Origin of the sequence: Pseudomonas medicaginis, from assembly GCF_965119365.1 — a bacterium.
Classification (GTDB): domain Bacteria; phylum Pseudomonadota; class Gammaproteobacteria; order Pseudomonadales; family Pseudomonadaceae; genus Aquipseudomonas.
This window is the reverse complement of record NZ_OZ221631.1, coordinates 2,582,148-2,602,526: the sequence shown is the minus strand read 5'-3', so window position 1 is coordinate 2,602,526 and position 20,379 is coordinate 2,582,148. Positions and strand designations below refer to the sequence as shown.

Below are 20,379 nucleotides of genomic sequence, written 5' to 3'. Positions count from 1 at the left end.
CAACCATAAGCACGACTCAAGCCATGTGCGTTACGGAGACCCGTCCTGATGAATATTCCCATCCCGGCCGAAACACCCGATCCGAACATCGACGACCCGACCTTGCCCCCACCCGGTCCTGAACCGGAACCGATTCCAGAGAAAGACCCACCGCTCGACCCCCAACCACCGTTGGGCGATCCGCCGAGCGAGGCGCCGCCGGAGCGGGTTTGATTCAAGCGTAGTTGTTCGAGAGGTGACGGGCGTCAGCGTTCTGCTCTAGAGCGGAATGACCGTTCGTCGCCTAGCGGAAAATAAAAAGCAGAAATAGACTGTGTCAAGAGTAGGAAACTTCCCACCTGAAGAATATTTAATCGTCATCTACGTCTAGGTATAAGACCCGCGTAATTATTTGTCCTGCATAAGATTTTTTATCCCGTCACCCACGCATTTCTTCCTTACCCCACTAACGCCACCTATTAGCGAAAAAAAACGCATCAGAACTTTCTCTTGGGCGTGAAAGACGCTTCCTACGCCTCAAAAAAAACGTGATTGCCAACCTATCTAATCCTCGCTAAAAATTAAGTCGCCGGCAAAGCTGCACGGCAAACTTACTCAAGGAAAGAGGAATTTAAATATGAAGCCGAACAACAAACCCGAGAAATTAGGTGAAGTAATATTTTTATTCACAGACGACTTCGGCAACACACCATATACACCGACTGTAGGAGGATCAGGTAGCGCAGGTGGTTGCGGGGGAAGCGGCGGATGCGGCGGTGGTGGTGGATGTAAAGGTGGCAGCGGAGGGAGTGGAGGCAGTGGGGGCAATTCAGCAACACAATCCGGCAACCACTAATAACAACCAATGATAACGCGGGCCTTTCGAATATTCTCAACTATCGAAAGGCCCGACCGAGAACTCGCCATGAAATTAAGCATATCCAACTACGAATTACTAAATTTCGAGAACACCAACGCCATTGTCTCGGAAAAAGGAATCGCACGCATCGACTCCCCAGCGATGCTGAAGTTGCTTAAAGAACTAAAATCAGTTGAGTGCATTACCAAAAGCGATCTTAACGAACTATTCGCAAATAACAATCTCGAACCAACAAATGCATATAACTTCCTGACCTCCGCCATACATATCAATACAGCAAAAGACCTCAATTATTTCAAGAGCACATTGATCGCGCACGACTGGAAAAAAACATCAAACTTAGAAGAAATTCTATCGCGCGAAATCGAACACCTGAGCACTTGCAGCCTGGAGGATCTGGGTCTCTATACGCCCCACAAAGAAGAACGCTACATCATTATATTATGTTCAAAGTATAACTATACGGAGATAAAAAATCTTTATTTCTCCAGCGCAAGAAAATGGCCAAAATCGGCAATAAGTGTTTGCTATGGCAGCGCCGACCTTTTTTACATCAGCCAACCATACATTCCGGAAATAGGTAATCCATGTCATTTCTGCACCATCGATAAATTGATCAGCAACGAAATCCACTCACCTTCAGTCAATACCTGGTCAAAGCTGCTCAATTTTTGCAAAGGCAAAAATATCAATTTGCCCAACACAAAACCAACCCTTCTCCAAGAATCATTAATACTAGGAGCGATCGCAAGGGTAAGCCGACTCGTTTCGGGGACAACGACCTCCCAAAAATATCAAGATAATATCTTTCAAACAACAACGATAAATCTTAACAATGGCCATATCAGTCAAGCCTCAGCAACGCATTGGTATTTGTGCGACTGCCTGGGTGCTAAAAAATGAAGCATATACCTCACGATTATTACCTTCGTTTTCTAGACCCTCTTGTTCACGATGACGTGCTGTCCTTTCATACAAAAGGCAACTATACAATCCATCCAGCCACCCAACAATCAACCAATCTCCACTTCCTCACAGAACAGCAACTGGAAACTTTAACTGGAAATGAGTTAAAGCTTTACCCGGACATCAGCATTGAAATTCAAATGAACCCGCACCCTGATATTGACCCAGCGCTAATAAGAAATGAGTCAGAAACTCTATTTAATGAGGCCGAGATCGATTTCAGCACCATTGAAAAACTCGTCACGCCGTTAACGAGACTAAAAGCCAATGAAAGCAAACGGGGCTACCCAAGCGGCGGAGCATTATACCCTGTCGAGATTTTTATCTGCTCGCTTGCGCGAGACAATAAAACATGGCCCTGCAAAGAAAAAGTCCTACACCTCTTGCCACAATCAAAGACATATGAAGTCGTTTTAGGCACAGAGAACGTAGACGAACTCCGAACGGCCATTCTGCCAGAGAGTAGCGACATTGGTTATCCGAGCCTAGCGCTGATATATACTGCCTATCTACCAAAGGCTTTATTCAAGTATCGATATCGCGGCTACCGCCTGGCAACCATGGAGGTGGGATCAATTTACATGCTGATAGAACTCAGCGCCAAATCCCTGAACTTACGTTGTCGTCCTTGGTCGGCATACACCGACACGATGGTTTGCAAGACACTCAAACTTAATCCTGCACTCTTTGTTCCAATGTGCGTGCACTATATAGGGAGGCAGGGATGAATATTTACAGCAGAGAAAATCAGCTTATTGATGCGCGATTCACATATCAGCCAGCTAATCTGTTGACTTTCCCATCTACGGTGGAGATCACCGATCCTTGGGAAAATGGTGGTTCGGGGGCAGGCAATGGCTCACAGGCGCTCAGAGCTGCTGTAGGGGAATTTTTTGAGCGGCAGCATTTCTATGTGGACGTAGTACCAGATCTGAGAAGCGGTTTGAGCTATTCGTTGAGCGAAGGCGAAGTATCAAAATTTACCCAAGCATTTTCTCAAACAAAAAAGCAGCATATCGCTCAATCAGCGCTGAGTGCACATCAATACAACTTAAGCCAAGTTTTCCGTCTATCAGATCTATCCTCCTGTCACATTCCCACTGCGTGCATCACCTTAAGCAGCGTGCGAACCGAGACAGAGAATGTCATTTATCCTCTTCGTGACACATGTGGGTGTGCCTTTGGTTGGCACCCTGAACATGCCATTCTAGGCTCATTAAAAGAATCCCTTGAAAGGCAGTTCTTACTAAAGTTCTGGCTAACTGGTATTTGCGTCAAGGTAATCGACGTACCGACGACAGAAACTGCGTTGGCAGGGACCGGGGCTGAGACGCTACGTACAGCCCTAGCCAGGAGTGGCCAATTATCCTTTATTGACATATCCGAATCTGGATATCCAGGCATTTGCATCTTGGCAGTATACGGACAACGGAGCAAAAAGCACAACGTCCATTATTGCGCAGGAATGGCTTACGCCCCCACCTTGGAACTCGCGATGGAAAAATCGCTATTGGAGCTATGGCAGACTTACCGATTCATTGATCTTTTCCAATCAACAGGACAAAAAATAGAGAACATCCATGACTCATATTTAAGATATTTCCTCCATTGCAATCGCTTTGAAATTTACGAAGATATTACATCAGTCCAAACCCGAGAACTAGCGCCATCACACTTTACTACGAGGCCTTTTTCTTTAAACTCACTTCTAAATAGCATTGCCAGACACAACGCGCTCGGCTACATATACCTCAAGGCGATTCCGATAGAGGATAGCCTGGGGTATTGCAGCAAGTTTGTATCACCTGACTTTTTTATGCACATGAACAACTCACAACACATTAACTTAAAGAACCTATACTCCGAGCCTTTCTTCCAAGAGATACTACCAACACGTACAGAACAAATGGTTCCATTCCCATAGGACAAAGCAATGAAACGGCATATATTTTACCGCTCAATAAAACTAACTGTTTTATTTCTGAAAGAACAATTCAAGGAGCCCACCGCAATATTATGGACAATAATATCACCCAGTTTACTTTACTACTTATTGCGGTACACCCGCGATCACCAAAGCAAGCTGAATTCTGACTACATGGAGGACAGTGCATGGTTCTATGCTTACATTGCATCGAGCGTTGGGTTATTCGGGTTTTCACTATACATCATAGGCCGACGAGAGAGCGGATTCGTCCGCTCCTTCATCTACTCCACGGACTCAAAAATAGTTTTTTTGACAGCTCAACTTTTGTCCTACTCATTAATCGCAATTATTTACTGCTGCACCTTCTATGCCCTCACCAAGGTTCTCTCTGGCGAATTCTACGGACTCGAGCTACTGAACATCGCGACGCGATTCTATGCTTGCTTCCTAATCTTTTGTTCCATTGGACTCTTGCTGACATTACTCCCCCTGACCTTCCAAAACTCAAGCACATTGTTCTCCATCATTCTATTTACAATGATCGCCCTGGGATTCGCCAACCCTATCATTGACGATATTGGTTATCTGAACCCCTTACAGACAGCCAAAAATATCATGCGCACCGGCCTTCTGAAAAACATCGAGGCACTGGCTATCTCAATTACAATCCTGTTAGCCACGCTTTTGTGCTCGATGAAATACCTTCGGATAAACCCTATATGGAGTCGCTATTAATGAGTGCATTGACTATCGACCAGCTCAACATTAGCTTTCCAGACAAAACACTATTTCGTCAAGCCTCACTGCGTATCGAACCAAACTCAATTACAGGAATACTGGGTCCAAATGGGTCTGGAAAAACAACGTTCTTCGACATTTTGTGCAACATAAGGAAAGCCAAGGGTCAGAATCTCAACAACAGCTTTAGCACCCAGTTGTATTTATCTCAAATCATCACCACACCACCGGTGCTGCGTATGCATGAGATATTCCAGATGGCTACGATATTGAGTTCAGATAAAAAAACCACTCAACAATGTGCATTAAGCAAAATAGCCAAATGGTGCCCGGAACTCATTGAACGCTATAAAGAAATCTGGAAAAAAAAATCTGCTGTCTGCAGTTATGGTGAGAAACGTTGGTTTTTCACCCTTTCGCTTCTCGCGCTGGAACCCGATCTGTTGATCTTGGACGAACCCACCGCAGGTGTCGACCCGGAGTTTCGCCATTACACGTGGCAATGCCTCAAGCAAGCCGCTAACGAGGGAACCGCCATCGTTGTGTCGTCTCATAACATTGAGGAAGTTGCAGCGAACTGCAATTCTTTTTATATGATCATCGATTGTCAGTTTAAAAAATTCCGTTCGGCACACGAATTCACATCGGTATTTAGCGCTGGCTCGCTGGACGAGGCATTTATAAAGGCAGCCTCAGCGTCGCCGTTGCCATTCAATCGGGATCTTTCTCCAACGCCCGGACAATCACCGGCATCACACTGAAAATAGCCAGCGCCAATACCGTACTCAACACAGCTGTCGCTTCCCGCCCCAACCCGGCGGCGACGCCAATGGCGGCGGTCATCCACAAGCCGGCCGCCGTGGTCAGACCTTTGACGTGGCTTTCGTCACCGTCGCTGTTTTTCAGGATGGTGCCGGCGCCGAGAAAACCGATGCCGGCGACCACCCCTTGTATCACCCGGCTCATGGCATCGGCCTGGGACCCGGACATCTGCGGCACCAAGACGAACAGCGCCGCCCCCAAGGCCACCAGCATGTGGGTTCGCACGCCAGCGGCCTTGCCCTTGTGTTCGCGCTCGAAACCCAGGATGCCGCCAAGCAACGCGGCCATGACCAGACGCACCGTGACCTGGGTCATCTGCTGGGCATCGGTGATGTCGGCGAATTCCGCCTGCAGGGTTATCCAGACTTCATGCCACCAGGCGCTCATGGACCGTCCTCTTTTTCCATTCGATAAAACGATGGACCGCACGCAGCGCCAGAGGTGCGCCCGACCGCTGATCAGCCGCGACGAACCCTGGCTGATGAGTAGGGCCTAACACTCAGGACATTGAGGAAGGAGCGACGTCATGCTTGAACAAATCGACAAAGACAACACCTGCCATATCAAGACCGCCAACGGAACGAAGCGACGTCCCGCCGGCGAGTTGGTCATCATCACGGACCCGGACAAGGCCATGTCAGCCGTGGAGATCAATGGCGACCTGGTCTACCTCACCGAAGCCGAAGTGGATGCCCTGACCGTGGCCGGCGCGATCGATAAGCGCCAGCACCTGAAAGCCACCGACGGCGGTTCGGCAATCTGAATCCCAATCCACAGGCAACAGACGCAATGTGTGGCGAGGGGATTTATCCCCGCTGGGTTGCGAAGCAACCCTAAAGACCCTCGACCGGGTCAATCCGGTATACCAGGTGCAACGACTGGGAGGTGCTTCACACCCCAACGGGGATAACCCCCCTCGCCACAGTGATATGTTCGGCACTTCCTGGGTGCATCAAAGTGTCGCAGCGCCTGGGCTTGGCCGCATCTGATCCGGTTTTTATCGAAACACCTGAGTCTGTTATGCAAACAGTTCCATGGTCATAGTGCGCCGGCCAGATAGAGGCTGATGAGCGACCGACCATGAGCGATAGAATCCCCGTCCAGTTGATACAGACGTTCGAACCTGCGCCAACGAAAATCAAGGCCAGGACCACCGACAACCTGATCCACACACGCAGCTTCACCGGCGTGTTCCGCACCTTGCGCATCAGTGGTGCGGGGGTTCTGTTCCTGCTGTTCTTTGGCACGGTGTGGTTGAACTGGGGCGGCCGCCAGGCGGTGCTCTGGGACCTTTCCGAAAGCAAATTCCACATCTTTGGCGCGACCTTCTGGCCCCAGGATTTCATCCTGCTGTCGGCCCTGTTGATCATCGCGGCCTTCGGCCTGTTTGCAATCACCGTGTTTGCCGGTCGCGTGTGGTGCGGCTACACCTGCCCGCAGAGTTCCTGGACCTGGATCTTCATGTGGTGCGAGAAAATCACCGAGGGCGAACGCAACCAGCGGATCAAGTTGCAAGCAGCGCCCTGGGGCCTGAACAAGCTGTTGCGCCGCAGCGCCAAGCACACCTTGTGGCTAGCCATCAGCTTGCTCACCGGTCTGACGTTCGTGGGCTACTTCACGCCGATCCGCCCTTTGGCCGAAGAACTGCTGACCCTGCAGATGGCTGGCGTGAGCTTGTTCTGGGTGCTGTTCTTTACCGCAGCCACCTACCTCAACGCCGGCTGGCTGCGCGAAGCGGTGTGCATGCACATGTGCCCCTATGCACGCTTTCAGAGCGTGATGTTCGACAAGGACACCTTGACCATCTCCTACGACACGGCCCGTGGCGAAATCCGCGGCCCGCGCAAGCGCGAGGTGAAGCCGGCCAATGTTGGCCTGGGCGACTGCATCGACTGCCAGATGTGCGTGCAAGTCTGCCCCACCGGCATCGACATCCGCGACGGCCTGCAGATGGAATGCATCGGCTGCGCGGCCTGCATCGATGCCTGCGACTCGATCATGGACAAGATGGGCTACGCCCGTGGCCTGATCAAATACACCTCCGAACATCAATTGCAGGGCGGCAAGACCCACCTGCTGCGACCTCGGCTGATCGGCTATACCGCCGTGCTCCTGGTGATGATCGGCGCGCTGGCCGTGGCGCTGGTGCAACGGCCCATGGTGTCGCTGGACGTCAGCAAGGACCGTGGCCTGTTCCGCGAAAACAGCGCCGGCCAGATCGAGAATATCTACAGTCTGAAAATCATCAACAAGACCCAGCAACGCCAGGACTATCACCTGTCCCTGGTGGATGGCGCCGGCTTCGTCCTGCAGGGCAAGACCCAACTGAGCCTCGCCCCCGGGGAAATCGTCGACGTGCCGGTGTCGGTGGCGATGCTCAGCGAACGGCCCGGCAAAGGCTCCCAGGAAATGATCTTCAAGGTGGCCGACAGTGACGAGCCGAGTATCTACAGCATTGCCAAGAGCCGTTTTGTCGCACCGATGAATCGTTGAAGCTTTAAGATGCCGGGCATGTGGGAGAGCGTGTGGGAGCAAAGCTTGCTCGCGAAGAACGATGACGCGACCTTCCTGTCGATCAGTGTCGCCTGCGTCGCAAGCAAGCTTTGCTCCCACAGACTCTCCCACCGTAAAAAAGCGCAAACCACGCGTCATTCAAGACTGGGCCCACCATGAAACGCTACGAGAAATTCGCCGACGACATCGCTGAACTGATCCGCTCGGGCATGCTGGGGCCCGGCCAGCGCGTGCCGTCGGTACGCTACGCCAGCCAGACCTACGGTGTCAGCCCATCCACGGTATTCCAGGCTTATTACCTGCTGGAGCGACGCGGCATGATCCGGGCCCGGCCGCGCTCCGGCTACTTCGTCAACACCCATGCGCCGAGCCCGTTTTCGGAGCCTGCGATCAGCAGCCAGGTGCACGAGTCCACCGAAGTCGACGTCAGCGAACTGGTGTTTTCGGTCCTGGACTCGATCAAGGACCCGGCCACCGTGCCGTTCGGCTCAGCCTTTCCCAGCCCGACGTTGTTCCCCTTGCAACGGCTGTCCCGCTCGCTGTCCAGCGCAACACGGGACATGGACCCGCGGATCGTGGTCACGGACATGTCGCCAGGCAATCCACAATTGCGGCGCCAGATCGCCCTGCGCTACATGGTGGGCGGGCTGATGCTGCCCATGGAGGAGCTGCTGGTCACCAACGGTGCCCTGGAAGCCTTGAACCTGTGCCTGCAAGCCGTGACCGAGCCCGGCGACCTGGTGGCGATCGAGGCACCGGCGTTCTATGCCAGCCTGCAGGTTTTGGAACGGCTCAAGCTCAAGGCCGTGGAGATTCCCGTCCACCCGCGCGACGGTATCGACCTGGATGTGCTGGAGCAGATGCTGGAGCGCCATCCGATCAAGGCCTGCTGGTGCATGACCAGTTTCCAGAACCCCATGGGCGCGACCATGCCCGAGGAAAGGAAACAGGCGCTGGTGGAATTGTTGCGCCTCCATCAGGTGCCATTGATCGAAGACGACGTCTACGCCGAGCTCTACTATGGCCAACAAGCCCCCAAGCCCGCCAAGGCGTTCGACACCGAAGGGTTGGTGATGCATTGCGGTTCGTTCGCCAAGAGCCTGGCGCCGGGTTATCGCATCGGCTGGGTCGCCGCCGGGCGCTACGCGCAGAAGATCGAACGGCTCAAGCTCATGACCTCGCTGTGCGCCTCGATGCCGGCCCAGGCCGCCATTGCCGACTACCTGCAACACGGCGGCTACGACCGTCACCTGCGCAAACTGCGCTATGCCCTGGAAGAACAGCAAAACGCGATGCTCGCTGCCATCGCCCGCTATTTCCCGGCCCAGACCCGGGTCAGCCAACCTGCAGGGGGTTACTTCCTGTGGCTGGAGCTGCCGGAGCAGATGGACTCGCTGAAGCTGTTCCAGATGGCCCTGGCCCAAGGCATCAGCATTGCCCCGGGCCCGATCTTTTCACCGACCCGGCGCTTCAGGAATTGCATCCGCCTGAACTATGGCAGCCCGTGGACCGAGGCCTCGGAAAAAGCCATGGAGACGTTGGGGCGGATCATTCGATCGTTTTGAATTTGGGTTGTCTGTCAGGCCGCCATCGCGAGCAAGCTCGCTCCCACAGGAAACAGTGTCCAATGTGGGAGCGAGCTTGCTCGCGATGGCGGCCAGAACAGACACCCCCAGGACTCAGCGCCCGCCCCCCAGATCCACAAACGTGCCGGTCGCATAGGAAGCCTTGTCCGACAGCAGCCAGACAATCGCTTCGGCGACTTCATCCGGACGGCCGCCGCGGGCCATGGGGATCGCCGATTCCAGCTTGCTGACCCGGTCCGGATCACCGCTCAGGGCATGGAAATCGGTGTAGATATAGCCTGGACGTACCGCGTTCACGCGGATGCCTTCGCCGGCCACCTCCTTGGACAGGCCGATGGTGAAGGTGTCCAGCGCCCCCTTGGAAGCCGCGTAGTCGACGTACTCCCCCGGCGCCCCCAGGCGGGCGGCCACCGACGAGACGTTGACGATGCTGCCGCCCTGCCCGCCATGCTTGGGCGACATGCGCAGCACCGCATGCTTGGCGCACAGGATCGGCCCCAACACGTTGGTCTTCATGATCTTGAGGATGCGAAATTCGGACATTTCATCGAGCCGGGATTTGTGGGCGACCGTGCCGGCGTTGTTCACCAGGGCGGTGACACGGCCGAGTTCGGCATCCACCCGACTGAACAGGGCGATCACTTCATCTTCGATGCTCACGTCGGCGCGCACGGCAATCGCCTGTGCGCCCTTGGCCCGGACCTGTTCGAGTACTTCTTGCGCGGCACTTTCGTCGGACTGGTAGTTGATGCAGATCCGATACCCCAGGTCGGCAGCCAACAACGCCGTGGCCGCCCCGATTCCGCGGCCGCCACCGGTGATGACGATGACTTTATCCACGCTTGCTTCCCCCATTCCACGGATAGACGTCCGGCCCAAGAATAGCGTTCACGTCACGCTTTGCACAAACCGCTGCGCTTACCGGGCCAGGGCGCGCAGATCCAGGCGTCCGTCCAGCAGCGGCGGGCACCAGTAATAGCCACCGGTGATTGGCCGGCTCATGCGATACAGGCCATCGGTGATGCCGTCTTCCAGGCCACTCATGCGCCGCAGTTGTGCCTCGAAAGCATCGAGGGAGAAACCGAACGCCAGGAACATCAGCCCCGCACGGTCGCCTTCGATCCACGGCATGGAGCGACGGACCACGAACGCCTCCGGGGCGAAGCTTTCCTGGGCGGTGCGCTTGACGTGGGCCGATTCCGGCGCGTCGTCGATTTCTTCGTTGTCGCTCAGGCGCCGGCCCATGATGTTGTCGCGTTCATGGGGGTGCATCGCCGCGAAACCGTCCAGGTCGTGTTGCCACTGCTGGATCGCGGCGAAACTGCCACCGCGCAGCCCATCGGCGCCTTGGGCCAGGGCGGCGGCGATGGCCGCTTCGTCGTGCGGGTTTTCGGTACCGTCTTCATAGCCGGTCAGGTCATGGCCGGTCATGTGGCGGAAGGTTTCGTTCATCTGCACCAAGCGCAGCGCCGGGGCCAACGCCGCCTCGATGGCGCGGCTGCGGTGCATCAGCTCGCCGCGGTCTTCGCCATGCAACCAGCACCACAGGGCGTGTTGGGTCGAGGGGTTGTCCACACCTACCCCGGCCAACGCAGGAAAAGCCCGCAGGCCATCGACCTGGACGCCCAGCGCCTGGACCAGCGACTCGCCAAAGCCGACCACGGCCCGGCCATCGAGCAGCAACAGGAGTTTGTCTAGCGCAGCCGGCAATGCCTCGACCGATTCCAGGGCGAAAAACATGTGACGGGCCTGAGGCGGAACAGGGGTGGCGAGAATGCCGGGCTGGTAGTAACTCATGGGAACTCCTTTAGAAAGAGCCGCGAGTTTAACCGGCGGCCGCCGCTTTGTGTGGTTTGGCTTGAGGCACGATCGCCTCGGGCACCCCGACGGTTTTGTGAGAAGGTTCCCGCAGCCCCGTCAGACGAATCAGAAACATGCCTCGGCCCGATGACCTCGGATTGCCGGACAACCCAAAACGCCCTAGATTGACCACCCTCCAGGAAGGCCAACGAGAGCGCTGCACCATGCCAATTGCCAGATCGATACTCGCCGGGACTTTTTTCCTGGTCTGCGGGACGTCCGCTGTTTTTGCCCAGGAACGCATTGAAGACACGGTCAATGCCGTTATCCAGCCCTTGATGAAACAACAGGACATCGCCGGCATGGCCGTGGCGATCACCTACAAAGGTCAACGCCATTATTTCAATTACGGCGTGGCCTCCAGGGACACGAAAAAGCCGGTCACCGACCAAACCCTTTTCGAAATCGGCTCGGTCAGCAAGACCTTCACCGCGACCCTGGGTGCCTATGCCCAGGCCCAGGGCAAACTGTCCCTGGCGGATCCGGCCAGCCGCTTTGCGCCCGAGCTGCGCGGCAGCGCCCTAGAGGGCACTCGCCTGCTCGATCTCGCCACCTACACCGCCGGGGGCCTGCCGTTGCAGTTTCCCGACGAGTCGGACCATCCGGACCGGATGTTCAATTACTACAAGGCCTGGAAACCGCTCTACCCGGCCGGCACCCAGCGGCTCTACTCAAACCCGAGCATCGGCCTGTTCGGCTATCTGGCAGCCCGTAGCCTGGGGCAGCCATTTGACGAGGCGATGGAGCGCACGCTGATGCCAGGTTTGGGCCTCAAGCACAGCTATGTGCGGGTGCCGCAGGACCAGATGGGCGGATACGCCCAAGGCTATGCCAAGGACGGCAAGCCCGTGCGGGTCGGCACGGGTGCCTTGGATTCGGAAGCCTACGGGGTCAAGACCAGCTCAACGGACCTGATTCGTTTCGTCGAGGCCAACCTGCGACCTGAAAAACTGGACGCGGATCTGAAGCAGGCCATCGCCACGACGCATACGGGTTTCTACAAGACTGGCGGGATGAACCAAGGGCTGGGCTGGGAGTTCTACCCCGCCCCATTCACCTTGGACGACCTGCTCGCTGGCAACACACCGCAGATGGCCCTGGCCCCACAAAAAGTCGCCCCCCTGAACCCAACCCTCCCAGCGCAAGACGGCGCCTGGATCAACAAGACCGGCTCCACCAACGGTTTCGGCGCGTACGCGGCGTTCATCCCCGGAAAGGACATGGGGATCGTCATACTTGCCAACAGGAACTACCCGATCGAGGAACGGGTGAAAGCAGCGCACCGGATCCTGATGGCGCTGGATGGCCAATAACAAGGGCGACAAGCCCGGGATTTATCCCCGCTGGGCTGCGCAGCAGCCCTCCTAAGCGGTCACCCCGATCTGTCTGACACGCCAGATTGCCAAAATTCCAGGGCCGCTTCGCGCCCCAGCGGGGATAAATCCCCTCGCCACAAGGGCTTTCGGCCCTATTGGAAATCAATCCTCCAATGGCTTAACCACCGCCGGCTTGGCGGCCTTGCCAGGCTTGGTACCTTTCGCATCCTGGGCCGGTGCAGGCTCCGGCGCGGGAGGAGGCGCCGGGGGCGTCGCTTCTTTTTCCGCGGCGGGGAGTTTATCGACGGTGTCGAAGAGGTCTTTCAACTCGATCGCCCCGGAATGTTCAAGCTTCTTTTCTCCGTCCTTGCCCACCAGGATGATCTTGGTCTGGGCACCGGCGCCCAGCTTGAGCGAGCGGATCAGCGCCATGGTGCTTTGCGGGTCCAGGTCCTTGCCATCGCGCTGCCCAATCGTATTGAGCACGGTGTAGAGCACCATGTTGCGCTCGGAAAAACCCTGCTTGCCTGCCGGCTCATCCAAGGCCTTTTTCAGGCTGACCCAGGCCGGGTCGACCGTACTGGGCGCGATAACGATCAGGGGACGTGCCTTGCCTGCATCCATCGCCAGGGGTGAGTCGCTATCGGCAGCGAACAGGGGGCCGGCGATGGCCAGCAAGGTAGCGAAGGTCAACGACCGAATGAGCATGCGCCTCTCCTTTTGATAGTTACGCTGTACTGATTGCACAGGGCGGCGATTGTTCCGCGAGCGTCGCCCAATGCTGCGCCTGCCTGACTTGAAGCTTAGGCCAGGGGGGTCATTGCGCAACCGCAAGGAGAGCGCCGAAGTTGGGAGAGACTATTGTGGGAGCGAGCTTGCTCGCGATAGCGTCATGACGGCCAACAGAGAAGTCGACCGACAGACCGTTATCGCGAGCAAGCTCGCTCCCACATTGGACTTGAGCCGACCGTGCTAGAACGCCAGCTTGAACCCGATCATCGCCAACATCACCGCCAGGCAAGGGCGCAGCAGCTCGTCGGAAATGCGCCCCGACAGATGACTGCCCAGGTAAATCCCCGGCAACGAACCGATCAGCAGGAAACCCAGGATGTGCCAGTCCATGTTGCCCATGCTCGCATGGCCCAGACCTGCGACCAGGGTCAACGGAACGGCATGGGCGATCTCGGTCCCCACCAGGCGCTTGGTGACCAGGAACGGGTAGAGAATGAACAGCGCGACAGTGCCCAGGGCACCAGCGCCGATGGACGTCAACGCGACCATCGTACCCAGCACGAGGCCGGTGATGACCGTCAGCACATTGAGGCGCGTGCCGGAGGGGTTGTAGTGACCGCCAGCGCGGTCGTGGGCGAATTGCAGCAGACGCTTCTTGAACAGGATTGCCAGGGCGGTGGCGAACAACACAAAGCCCAAGGCTTGCTTGATCACCGCGTTCATGGCGTCGGGCGAGCTGTGCAGGCTGCTGAGAAACCACAGGGTCAGGCCGACCGCCGGCACGCTGCCCAAGGTCAACCAACCGGTGATGGCCCAGTCGATGTTGCGGTTCTTGGCATGAACCAGCACGCCGCCAGACTTGGTGATGGCCGCGTACAGCAGGTCCGTACCCACTGCCGTCGCCGGGTTGATACCAAACCACAACAGGATCGGGGTCATCAGCGAACCACCGCCGACGCCGGTCATTCCAACGATGAAACCGACCACCAGGCCCGCAACGACTAAACCGACATTACCGAAATCCATTGAACCCGTCTCAGCACGACCGCGTGAAAAATCTGGCCGCGAGCATAGCGATTTTTCTTATAACTCCCTATATCGATGTGATCTATCTTTATTCCTTTTTCCTCGTTTCACTGAACGGGCAGGAAGTTGAGGAACAGCAGGCTCTGGGCATAATTCAAGCCGATACGCCGGTAGCGCTCATCAAGCATCTGGGTGAGCAGGTCCAATCGGGCGACGATCTTGCCGAACTCCACGGCAAAACTCAGGTTACTGCCCTCCTCCGAAATCTCATTGGAAAACAGCAACGGCGTGCCGTCCTTGTTCTGCCGTTGGCTGAGCAGCCAAGTGGCTTTTTCGATGTTGCGCGCCGCATTGCTGACAAAACGCGGGTCGATGGTGTCGGTCATGTAGAACTCGAGGCGATTGCCGTGAGCGGTGACCAGCATGCTGCCGATGGCATAGATGAACGCCCCGACCCGATCACCGAGGAATTCCGGGCTCATGGCATAGCTCAGGGCGGCCAGGTCCTTCTTGCCCCCCAGGGTCGGCAAGGGTTGCTGCTGCTCGATGGCCATGCGCACCTGTTTTTCCGCGGTGCGAGCGTCGAGAAAGCCGGATTTGCGCAGTTCCTCGGGGTTGCGCAGGTAAAGCTTGTTCATCAGCAGGTAGAGACTTTGCAAATTGTCGTGCATCGCCAACGTGGCCATGCGGTCGACACTGGTCTGCAAGAACTCCTGGGGCTTGGCGTTGCTGAACTGCGTGACCATGTCCTGCCCCTGTTGATGGCTGCAACCAACGCTGAACAGCATCGATACAGCGACCAACCCGGCCATGCAGGCGTCACGCAACCTCGTCACAGAAGAAAAAACACCGGCCATCGAGTCTCAGTCTGGGCATGGGGAAGCGATGGGGCTCGCCGCTTCCAGGCCAAGGATAGAGCGGCAAAAAACGCAAAAGTGCGGCACCCGGGGTGAAAGCGCTCTCGTGGGCAAAATTCACCACTCTTAATTAGTCTTACTTTTTAATTGATAAATCCCTATTTATAGCTATAAATCCCTTCTTGACCTGTAAATAGAAAGACTACTGAACAGGAAAACCTTCGTCGTTGTCCGACCAAGTAACGGACCCGACCGCGTTAAAACAACAACAAAACAACAGGAAGGAAGGTCATACCATGCTTGAATCCAGACATTTGCTCACGGCCCTCGGAGTCTCTCTGATGATTGCCACCTCTTCCCAGGCCGCCGGCCTGACCAATGAACGCGCTGCCTTCGGCAAGACCAATGACGGCACGGCGGTCGAGAAATTCGTACTGCGCAACAGCCACGGCATCGAGGCGACCGTCATCACCTACGGCGGGATCCTCCAGTCGTTGAGCGTGCCGGACAAAAACGGCATGACCACCGATATCGTGCTCGGCTTCGACGATGTGCAGGGCTACCAGAAGAACGGCAACGTGTATTTCGGCGCGACCATCGGCCGTTTCGGCAATCGCCTGGCCGGCGGGGCGTTCGAGCTGGACGGCAAGCGTTACCAGGTGCCACAGAACGACAAGGACAATTCCCTGCACGGTGGACCACAAGGGTTCGATAAACGTGTATGGAAGGCCGAGCCCAGCAATGACAAGGATTCAGTGGGCGTGACCCTGACGTATCTGTCGGCGGACGGCGAAATGGGTTTTCCCGGCAACCTGAAGACTGACGTGACCTACAGCCTCAATGACAAAAACGAACTGCGCATCGACTACAAGGCCACCACCGACAAGCCGACCGTGTTGAACCTGACCAACCACAGCTATTTCAACCTGGCGGGTGCAGGCAACGGCGACATTCTCAAACAAGTCGCGACCCTGCACGCGGCCCGTTACACGCCGGTCACCGGCAAACTCATTCCCACGGGCGAACTGGCCCCCGTGGCCGGCACACCGATGGATTTCACCAAGCCCACCGCCATCGGTACGCATATCAAGGCTGATCATCCGCAGCTCAAGTTCGCCGAACCGAAACAGGGTGGCTTCGACTTCAACTGGGTGCTAGACGCCAAAGGTGACATAAACAAACTCGCCGCCGATGTCCAGGACCCGCAGTCGGGACGGCGCTTGCAGTTGTACACCACCGAGCCGGGCGTGCAGTTCTACACCAGCAACTTCCTTGACGGCACGATCAAGGGCAAGCAAGGCAAGGTCTACCCGCACTGGGGCGCATTTACCCTGGAAACCCAGCACTTTCCCGATTCGCCAAACCAGCCGGACTTCCCCACCACGCGACTTGATCCGGGCCAGACCTACACCCAGACCATGGTGCTGAAGTTCTCGGTGCAATAACGTCCCCATCCACTGATCGTTCCCACGCTGCCGGACACGAGTGACACGGTGCCTGGGAACGATCCCTACCTGAACACCTGATCTATCCTGCTGCCACAGCTTTATCGACCAGCACAACAGGAGAAGTGAATGAACACTCTGGAATTGGCCGGCGTAACCGTACCGGTGATTGGTCAGGGCACCTGGCACATGGGTGAAGAACCGTCCCATCACAAGAAAGAAGTGGCGGCCTTGCGGTTGGGGATCGAACTGGGCATGACCCTGATCGACACGGCGGAGATGTATGCCGAAGGTGGTGCCGAGACGGTCGTCGGCGAAGCGATCACCGGCCTGCGCGACCAGGTGTTCCTGGTGAGCAAGGTCTATCCCCACAACGCCAGTCGCAAAGGCATTCCCCTGGCCTGCGAACGCAGTTTGCGTCGGCTCGATACCGATTACATTGACCTTTATCTGTTGCACTGGCGAGGCCAGTACCCCTTGGCAGAAACCGTCGAAGCGTTTGAGCGTCTGCGCGAAGAAGGCAAGATCGGGCGCTGGGGCGTGTCGAATCTTGACGTTGATGACCTGGAGGAACTGGCCTCACCGGCCTGCGCCACCAATCAGGTGCTGTACAACCTGCAGGAACGCGGGATCGAATTCGACCTGCTGCCCTGGTGCCAACGACAGGGCATGCCGATCATGGCTTACTGCCCGATCGGCCAGGGCGGGCATTTGCTCAAGGATCACACCCTGGGACAAATTGCCGAACGCCATCGCGCCACACCGGCGCAGATCGCTTTGGCCTGGTTGCTACGCCAGGACAATGTCATCGCCATTCCCAAGGCCGTGAAGCCTGAGCATGTGCGCCTGAATGCCGAAGCGGCCAACCTCAGGCTAGAGCCTCAGGACCTGGCCGCCCTCGACCTTATCTTTCCCCGACCCCAGGGCAAGCAGCGGTTGGCGATGGTCTGACGCCGAAATACGAACCATCGGGAGCACTCTGATTGGTGGCGAGGGGATTTATCCCCGCTGTGTTGCGCAGCGACCCCACTGTCTCGCTGGAACCGATAAAGTGGCGAGCGCTGCGCACTCGAGCGGGGATAAATCCCCTCGCCACAGGTTCTGCATGGATACAGGGGATCTCAGAACAACCCCATCTGCCCACCCACCAACGTCGAGAAATCATCGTCCACAAACGGCAGGATCGCATCCGCCACCGGTTGCAGCTGTTTGCTCACGTAGTGATCGTAATCAATCGGCGCGCTACGGTTTTCCAATGGCTCGGGACCGGCGACGGTGATGACGTAGCTGATCCAGCCGCCATTCTGGTATTGCCGCGGACGGCCCTGGCGCTGGTTGAACTCATCGGCCAGTCGCGCAGCCCGCACATGGGGAGGGACGTTGCGTTCGTAGTCGTCCAACGGCCGCCGCAGGCGCTTGCGGTAGACCAGCCGTTCATCGAACGTACCGGCCAGGGTCTGCTGCACATAATCGCGCACATAATCCTGGTAGGGCTTGCGGTGGAAGATCCGCCCATACAGCTCCTGCTGGAATTGCCGGGCCAACGGCGACCAGTCGGTACGCACAGTCTCCAGGCCCTTGTAGACGATTTCGTCGCTGCCGTCGGCGCGGGTCACCAGCCCGGCGTAGCGTTTCTTGCTGCCCTCCTCGGCGCCCCGGATGGTCGGCATCAGGAAACGCTTGAAATGCGTTTCGAATTGCAGTTCCAGCGCGCTTTCCAGCCCGAACTCGGCACGCACCTGCTCACGCCACCATTGATTGACATGCGCCACCAGCTCGCGACCGATCCTCGCCGCCTCCTCCTGGCCGTGGGCGCGACGCAGCCAGACGAACGTGGAGTCGGTATCGCCATAGATCACCACATGCCCCAGGGCTTCGATCAATTGGCGGGTGCGTTGCATGATCTGGTGGCCGCGCAGGGTGATGGACGAGGCCAGGCGCGGATCGAAGAAGCGACAGCCACTGGAGCCGAGCACGCCATAAAAGGCGTTCATGATGATCTTCAACGCTTGGGACAGCGGCGCATTGTGTTCGCGCTTGGCGGTCTCCCGGCCTTCGGCGACCCGTGCCACGATGGCCGGCAGGCAGTGTCGAGTACGGGAGAAGCGCGCCCCGCGAAAACCGGGCACCGACGCCTGGTCATCCGGGTGGCGCAGCCCTTCGATCAAGCCCACCGGGTCGATCAGGAAAGTGCGGATGATCGACGGATACAGGCTCTTGTAGTCCAGCACCAGCACCGACTCGTAGAGCCCCGGCTGGGAATCCATGACAAAACCACCCGGGCTGGCCTCCGGTGGACGCTGGCCAAGATTGGGTGCAACAAAGCCCTGGCGGTGCATCAGCGGCATGTACAGGTGCGTGAAGGCGGCCACCGAACCACCACTGCGGTCCGCCGGCAGGCCGGTGACGCTGGCCCGTTCCAAGAGGAACTTGAGCAGCTCGGTCTTGGCGAAGATCCGCGTCACCAGCTCGCAGTCCTTGAGGTTGTAGCGGGCCAGGGCCGGCTTGTCCTCGGCGAACATGCGATTGATCTCGTCCATGCGCTGGTACGGGTTGTCGATGGACTTGCCCTCCCCCAGCAGCGTCTGGGCGACGTTTTCCAGGCTGAACGACGGGAAGCTCCAGGTGGCCGAGCGCAGGGACTCGATCCCGTCGATGATCAGCCGACCGGCCGCCGAGGCGAAGAAGTGGTTGTTGCGCGCGCCGTGCTCGCGCCATTGCATTTCTTCGCCTCCACGCCCCAGGCGCAGCGGCACCGCCAGCCGCCGGGAATGTTCATGCAGCACCCGCAGGTCGAACTGCACCAGGTTCCAGCCGATGATCGCGTCGGGGTCGAAACGGGCGAACCAGTCGTTGAGTTTCTTCAGCAGCAGCGTGCGCGATTCGCAGTATTCCAGTTGGAAATCCACGCCACTATCGTCGCCATTAGGTGGCCCTAGCATATAGACCTGGCGCTCGCCGCAGCCTTCCAGGGCAATGGAATACAAATCGCCCTGGGCGGTGGTTTCGATGTCCAGGGACACCAGTCGCAACGATGGACGGAAGTCGGGCGCCGGTTTCATCTGGACATCCACCAGCAAGCCGTCGGCGGCCGGCGTACCGCCGAACCACACCGGAGCGGTGATGAAGCGCTCCATCAGGTAGCGCTCCGGCGGCCGGATGTCCGCTTCGAACACCTCCACACCGGCGCGGCGCAACGTGGTGTCCAGGCGCATCAGTTGGGCGTGTTGCTGGCAATACAGGCCCAGCACCGGACGATGCTCGAAATCCAGCAAGTCCAGGGGGCGCAGCTCTACCTCTTTCTCCCCTTGCAGCAAGGCTTCGAGCTGGCCGCGCTGGATCTGCGGCACAAAGGCCACCGACGTTTGCACAGGCAGGCGCACGCGCCGGGGACCGGCGTCGGTCGCCAGCCAGAACTCGACTTCGGTGCCGGCCGGGGTATCGCGCCAATGCCGGGTCAGGACGAAGCCCTGCTGTAAATCCACCGCTGCAACCTCAAATTTTGCGTAGGCGACGATTCTACCTGTGGCGAGGGGATTTATCCCCGCTGGACGGCGAAGCAGTCCTGAAGCCTGCCAGCGCTGCGTGTCAGGTCGATGTCATCCGCTTATGGGGGCTGCTGCGCAGCCTGGCGGGGATAAATCCCCTCGCCACGACAGCGCCCGACCACAGGATGGGTGGTAATTGTCCGGGCAATGACGTTTTTGGATGACTGGCCGCCGCTTTACCGC

The 20,379-nt window shown here is 57.3% G+C and carries 18 protein-coding genes; 11 read left to right on the top strand and 7 right to left on the bottom strand.

Annotation, left to right across the window (positions count from 1 at the left end; all coding sequences use genetic code 11):
* Positions 1-48 precede the first annotated feature (48 nt).
* The 5 genes from ACMTA2_RS11595 to ACMTA2_RS11575 all read left to right on the top strand — a co-directional run bounded on the left by ACMTA2_RS11595 (position 49) and on the right by ACMTA2_RS11575 (position 5,251).
* The gene (locus ACMTA2_RS11595; RefSeq protein WP_171061344.1) at positions 49-213 is read left to right on the top strand and encodes a hypothetical protein; all 165 of its coding nucleotides are present in this window, start codon (positions 49-51) and stop codon (positions 211-213) included.
* A gap of 691 nt (positions 214-904) precedes the next feature.
* Positions 905-1,762, top strand: a complete 858-nt coding sequence (locus tag ACMTA2_RS11590) for an McbB family protein (RefSeq protein WP_413794948.1) — start codon at positions 905-907, stop codon at positions 1,760-1,762.
* Entirely contained in the window at positions 1,759-2,553 is a 795-nt protein-coding gene (locus tag ACMTA2_RS11585; protein ID WP_413794947.1) for a SagB/ThcOx family dehydrogenase, read from the top strand. Before ACMTA2_RS11590 ends, ACMTA2_RS11585 begins: the two co-directional genes overlap by 4 nt.
* Complete coding sequence (locus ACMTA2_RS11580; protein WP_413794946.1) at positions 2,550-3,749, top strand: YcaO-like family protein; 1,200 nt, start codon at positions 2,550-2,552, stop codon at positions 3,747-3,749. The genes ACMTA2_RS11585 and ACMTA2_RS11580 overlap by 4 nt, the downstream gene beginning before the upstream one ends.
* Positions 3,750-4,486: 737 nt before the next feature.
* Positions 4,487-5,251, top strand: coding sequence for an AAA family ATPase (locus tag ACMTA2_RS11575; protein WP_413794945.1), 765 nt, complete (start codon positions 4,487-4,489; stop codon positions 5,249-5,251).
* Here ACMTA2_RS11575 and ACMTA2_RS11570 read toward each other — a convergent pair.
* Positions 5,202-5,699, bottom strand: a complete 498-nt coding sequence (locus ACMTA2_RS11570) for an MgtC/SapB family protein (protein ID WP_413794944.1) — start codon at positions 5,697-5,699, stop codon at positions 5,202-5,204. The genes ACMTA2_RS11575 and ACMTA2_RS11570 overlap by 50 nt on opposite strands.
* Before the next feature lie 139 nt (positions 5,700-5,838).
* Here ACMTA2_RS11570 and ACMTA2_RS11565 point away from each other — a divergent pair, with 139 nt between their 5' ends.
* The 3 genes from ACMTA2_RS11565 to mapR all read left to right on the top strand — a co-directional run bounded on the left by ACMTA2_RS11565 (position 5,839) and on the right by mapR (position 9,391).
* The gene (locus ACMTA2_RS11565; RefSeq protein ID WP_413794943.1) at positions 5,839-6,075 is read left to right on the top strand and encodes a DUF3203 family protein; all 237 of its coding nucleotides are present in this window, start codon (positions 5,839-5,841) and stop codon (positions 6,073-6,075) included.
* Positions 6,076-6,392: 317 nt separating this feature from the next.
* Positions 6,393-7,805, top strand: coding sequence for a cytochrome c oxidase accessory protein CcoG (ccoG, locus tag ACMTA2_RS11560; protein ID WP_413794942.1), 1,413 nt, complete (start codon positions 6,393-6,395; stop codon positions 7,803-7,805).
* 176 nt (positions 7,806-7,981) lie between these two features.
* Positions 7,982-9,391 carry a GntR family transcriptional regulator MpaR gene (gene mapR, locus ACMTA2_RS11555; protein ID WP_413794941.1) on the top strand — a complete coding sequence of 470 codons (1,410 nt, stop codon included), beginning with the start codon at positions 7,982-7,984 and terminating at the stop codon, positions 9,389-9,391.
* 114 nt (positions 9,392-9,505) lie between these two features.
* On the opposite strand, the gene ACMTA2_RS11550 is transcribed toward mapR, so the two are convergent.
* Both ACMTA2_RS11550 and ACMTA2_RS11545 read right to left on the bottom strand, forming a co-directional pair.
* A complete protein-coding gene (locus ACMTA2_RS11550) occupies positions 9,506-10,252 on the bottom strand; it encodes an SDR family oxidoreductase (RefSeq protein WP_413794940.1) in 747 nt (248 codons plus the stop codon).
* Positions 10,253-10,330: 78 nt separating this feature from the next.
* A complete protein-coding gene (locus tag ACMTA2_RS11545; RefSeq protein ID WP_413794939.1) occupies positions 10,331-11,209 on the bottom strand; it encodes a Dyp-type peroxidase in 879 nt (292 codons plus the stop codon).
* Between the two features lie 227 nt (positions 11,210-11,436).
* On the opposite strand from ACMTA2_RS11545, the gene ampC reads away from it, so the two are divergent.
* Complete coding sequence (gene ampC / locus ACMTA2_RS11540) at positions 11,437-12,585, top strand: class C beta-lactamase (protein WP_413794938.1); 1,149 nt, start codon at positions 11,437-11,439, stop codon at positions 12,583-12,585.
* A gap of 165 nt (positions 12,586-12,750) precedes the next feature.
* Here ampC and ACMTA2_RS11535 read toward each other — a convergent pair whose 3' ends face one another.
* The 3 genes from ACMTA2_RS11535 to ACMTA2_RS11525 all read right to left on the bottom strand — a co-directional run bounded on the left by ACMTA2_RS11535 (position 12,751) and on the right by ACMTA2_RS11525 (position 15,158).
* Complete coding sequence (locus ACMTA2_RS11535; protein WP_413794937.1) at positions 12,751-13,296, bottom strand: DUF4174 domain-containing protein; 546 nt, start codon at positions 13,294-13,296, stop codon at positions 12,751-12,753.
* Positions 13,297-13,560: 264 nt separating this feature from the next.
* Positions 13,561-14,346, bottom strand: a complete 786-nt coding sequence (locus ACMTA2_RS11530; protein WP_122568104.1) for a sulfite exporter TauE/SafE family protein — start codon at positions 14,344-14,346, stop codon at positions 13,561-13,563.
* Between the two features lie 107 nt (positions 14,347-14,453).
* Positions 14,454-15,158, bottom strand: a complete 705-nt coding sequence (locus tag ACMTA2_RS11525) for a hypothetical protein (protein ID WP_413795634.1) — start codon at positions 15,156-15,158, stop codon at positions 14,454-14,456.
* Positions 15,159-15,499: 341 nt separating this feature from the next.
* Here ACMTA2_RS11525 and ACMTA2_RS11520 point away from each other — a divergent pair, with 341 nt between their 5' ends.
* Positions 15,500-16,648 (top strand): aldose epimerase family protein, encoded by a 1,149-nt coding sequence (locus ACMTA2_RS11520; protein WP_413794936.1) that lies wholly within the window; start codon positions 15,500-15,502, stop codon positions 16,646-16,648.
* 129 nt (positions 16,649-16,777) lie between these two features.
* Positions 16,778-17,599: an aldo/keto reductase gene (locus tag ACMTA2_RS11515; protein ID WP_413794935.1), complete on the top strand. Its 822-nt coding sequence runs from the start codon at positions 16,778-16,780 to the stop codon at positions 17,597-17,599.
* A gap of 170 nt (positions 17,600-17,769) precedes the next feature.
* Here ACMTA2_RS11515 and ACMTA2_RS11510 read toward each other — a convergent pair whose 3' ends face one another.
* The gene (locus ACMTA2_RS11510) at positions 17,770-20,133 is read right to left on the bottom strand and encodes a DNA polymerase II (RefSeq protein ID WP_413794934.1); all 2,364 of its coding nucleotides are present in this window, start codon (positions 20,131-20,133) and stop codon (positions 17,770-17,772) included.
* Positions 20,134-20,379: the final 246 nt, after the last annotated feature.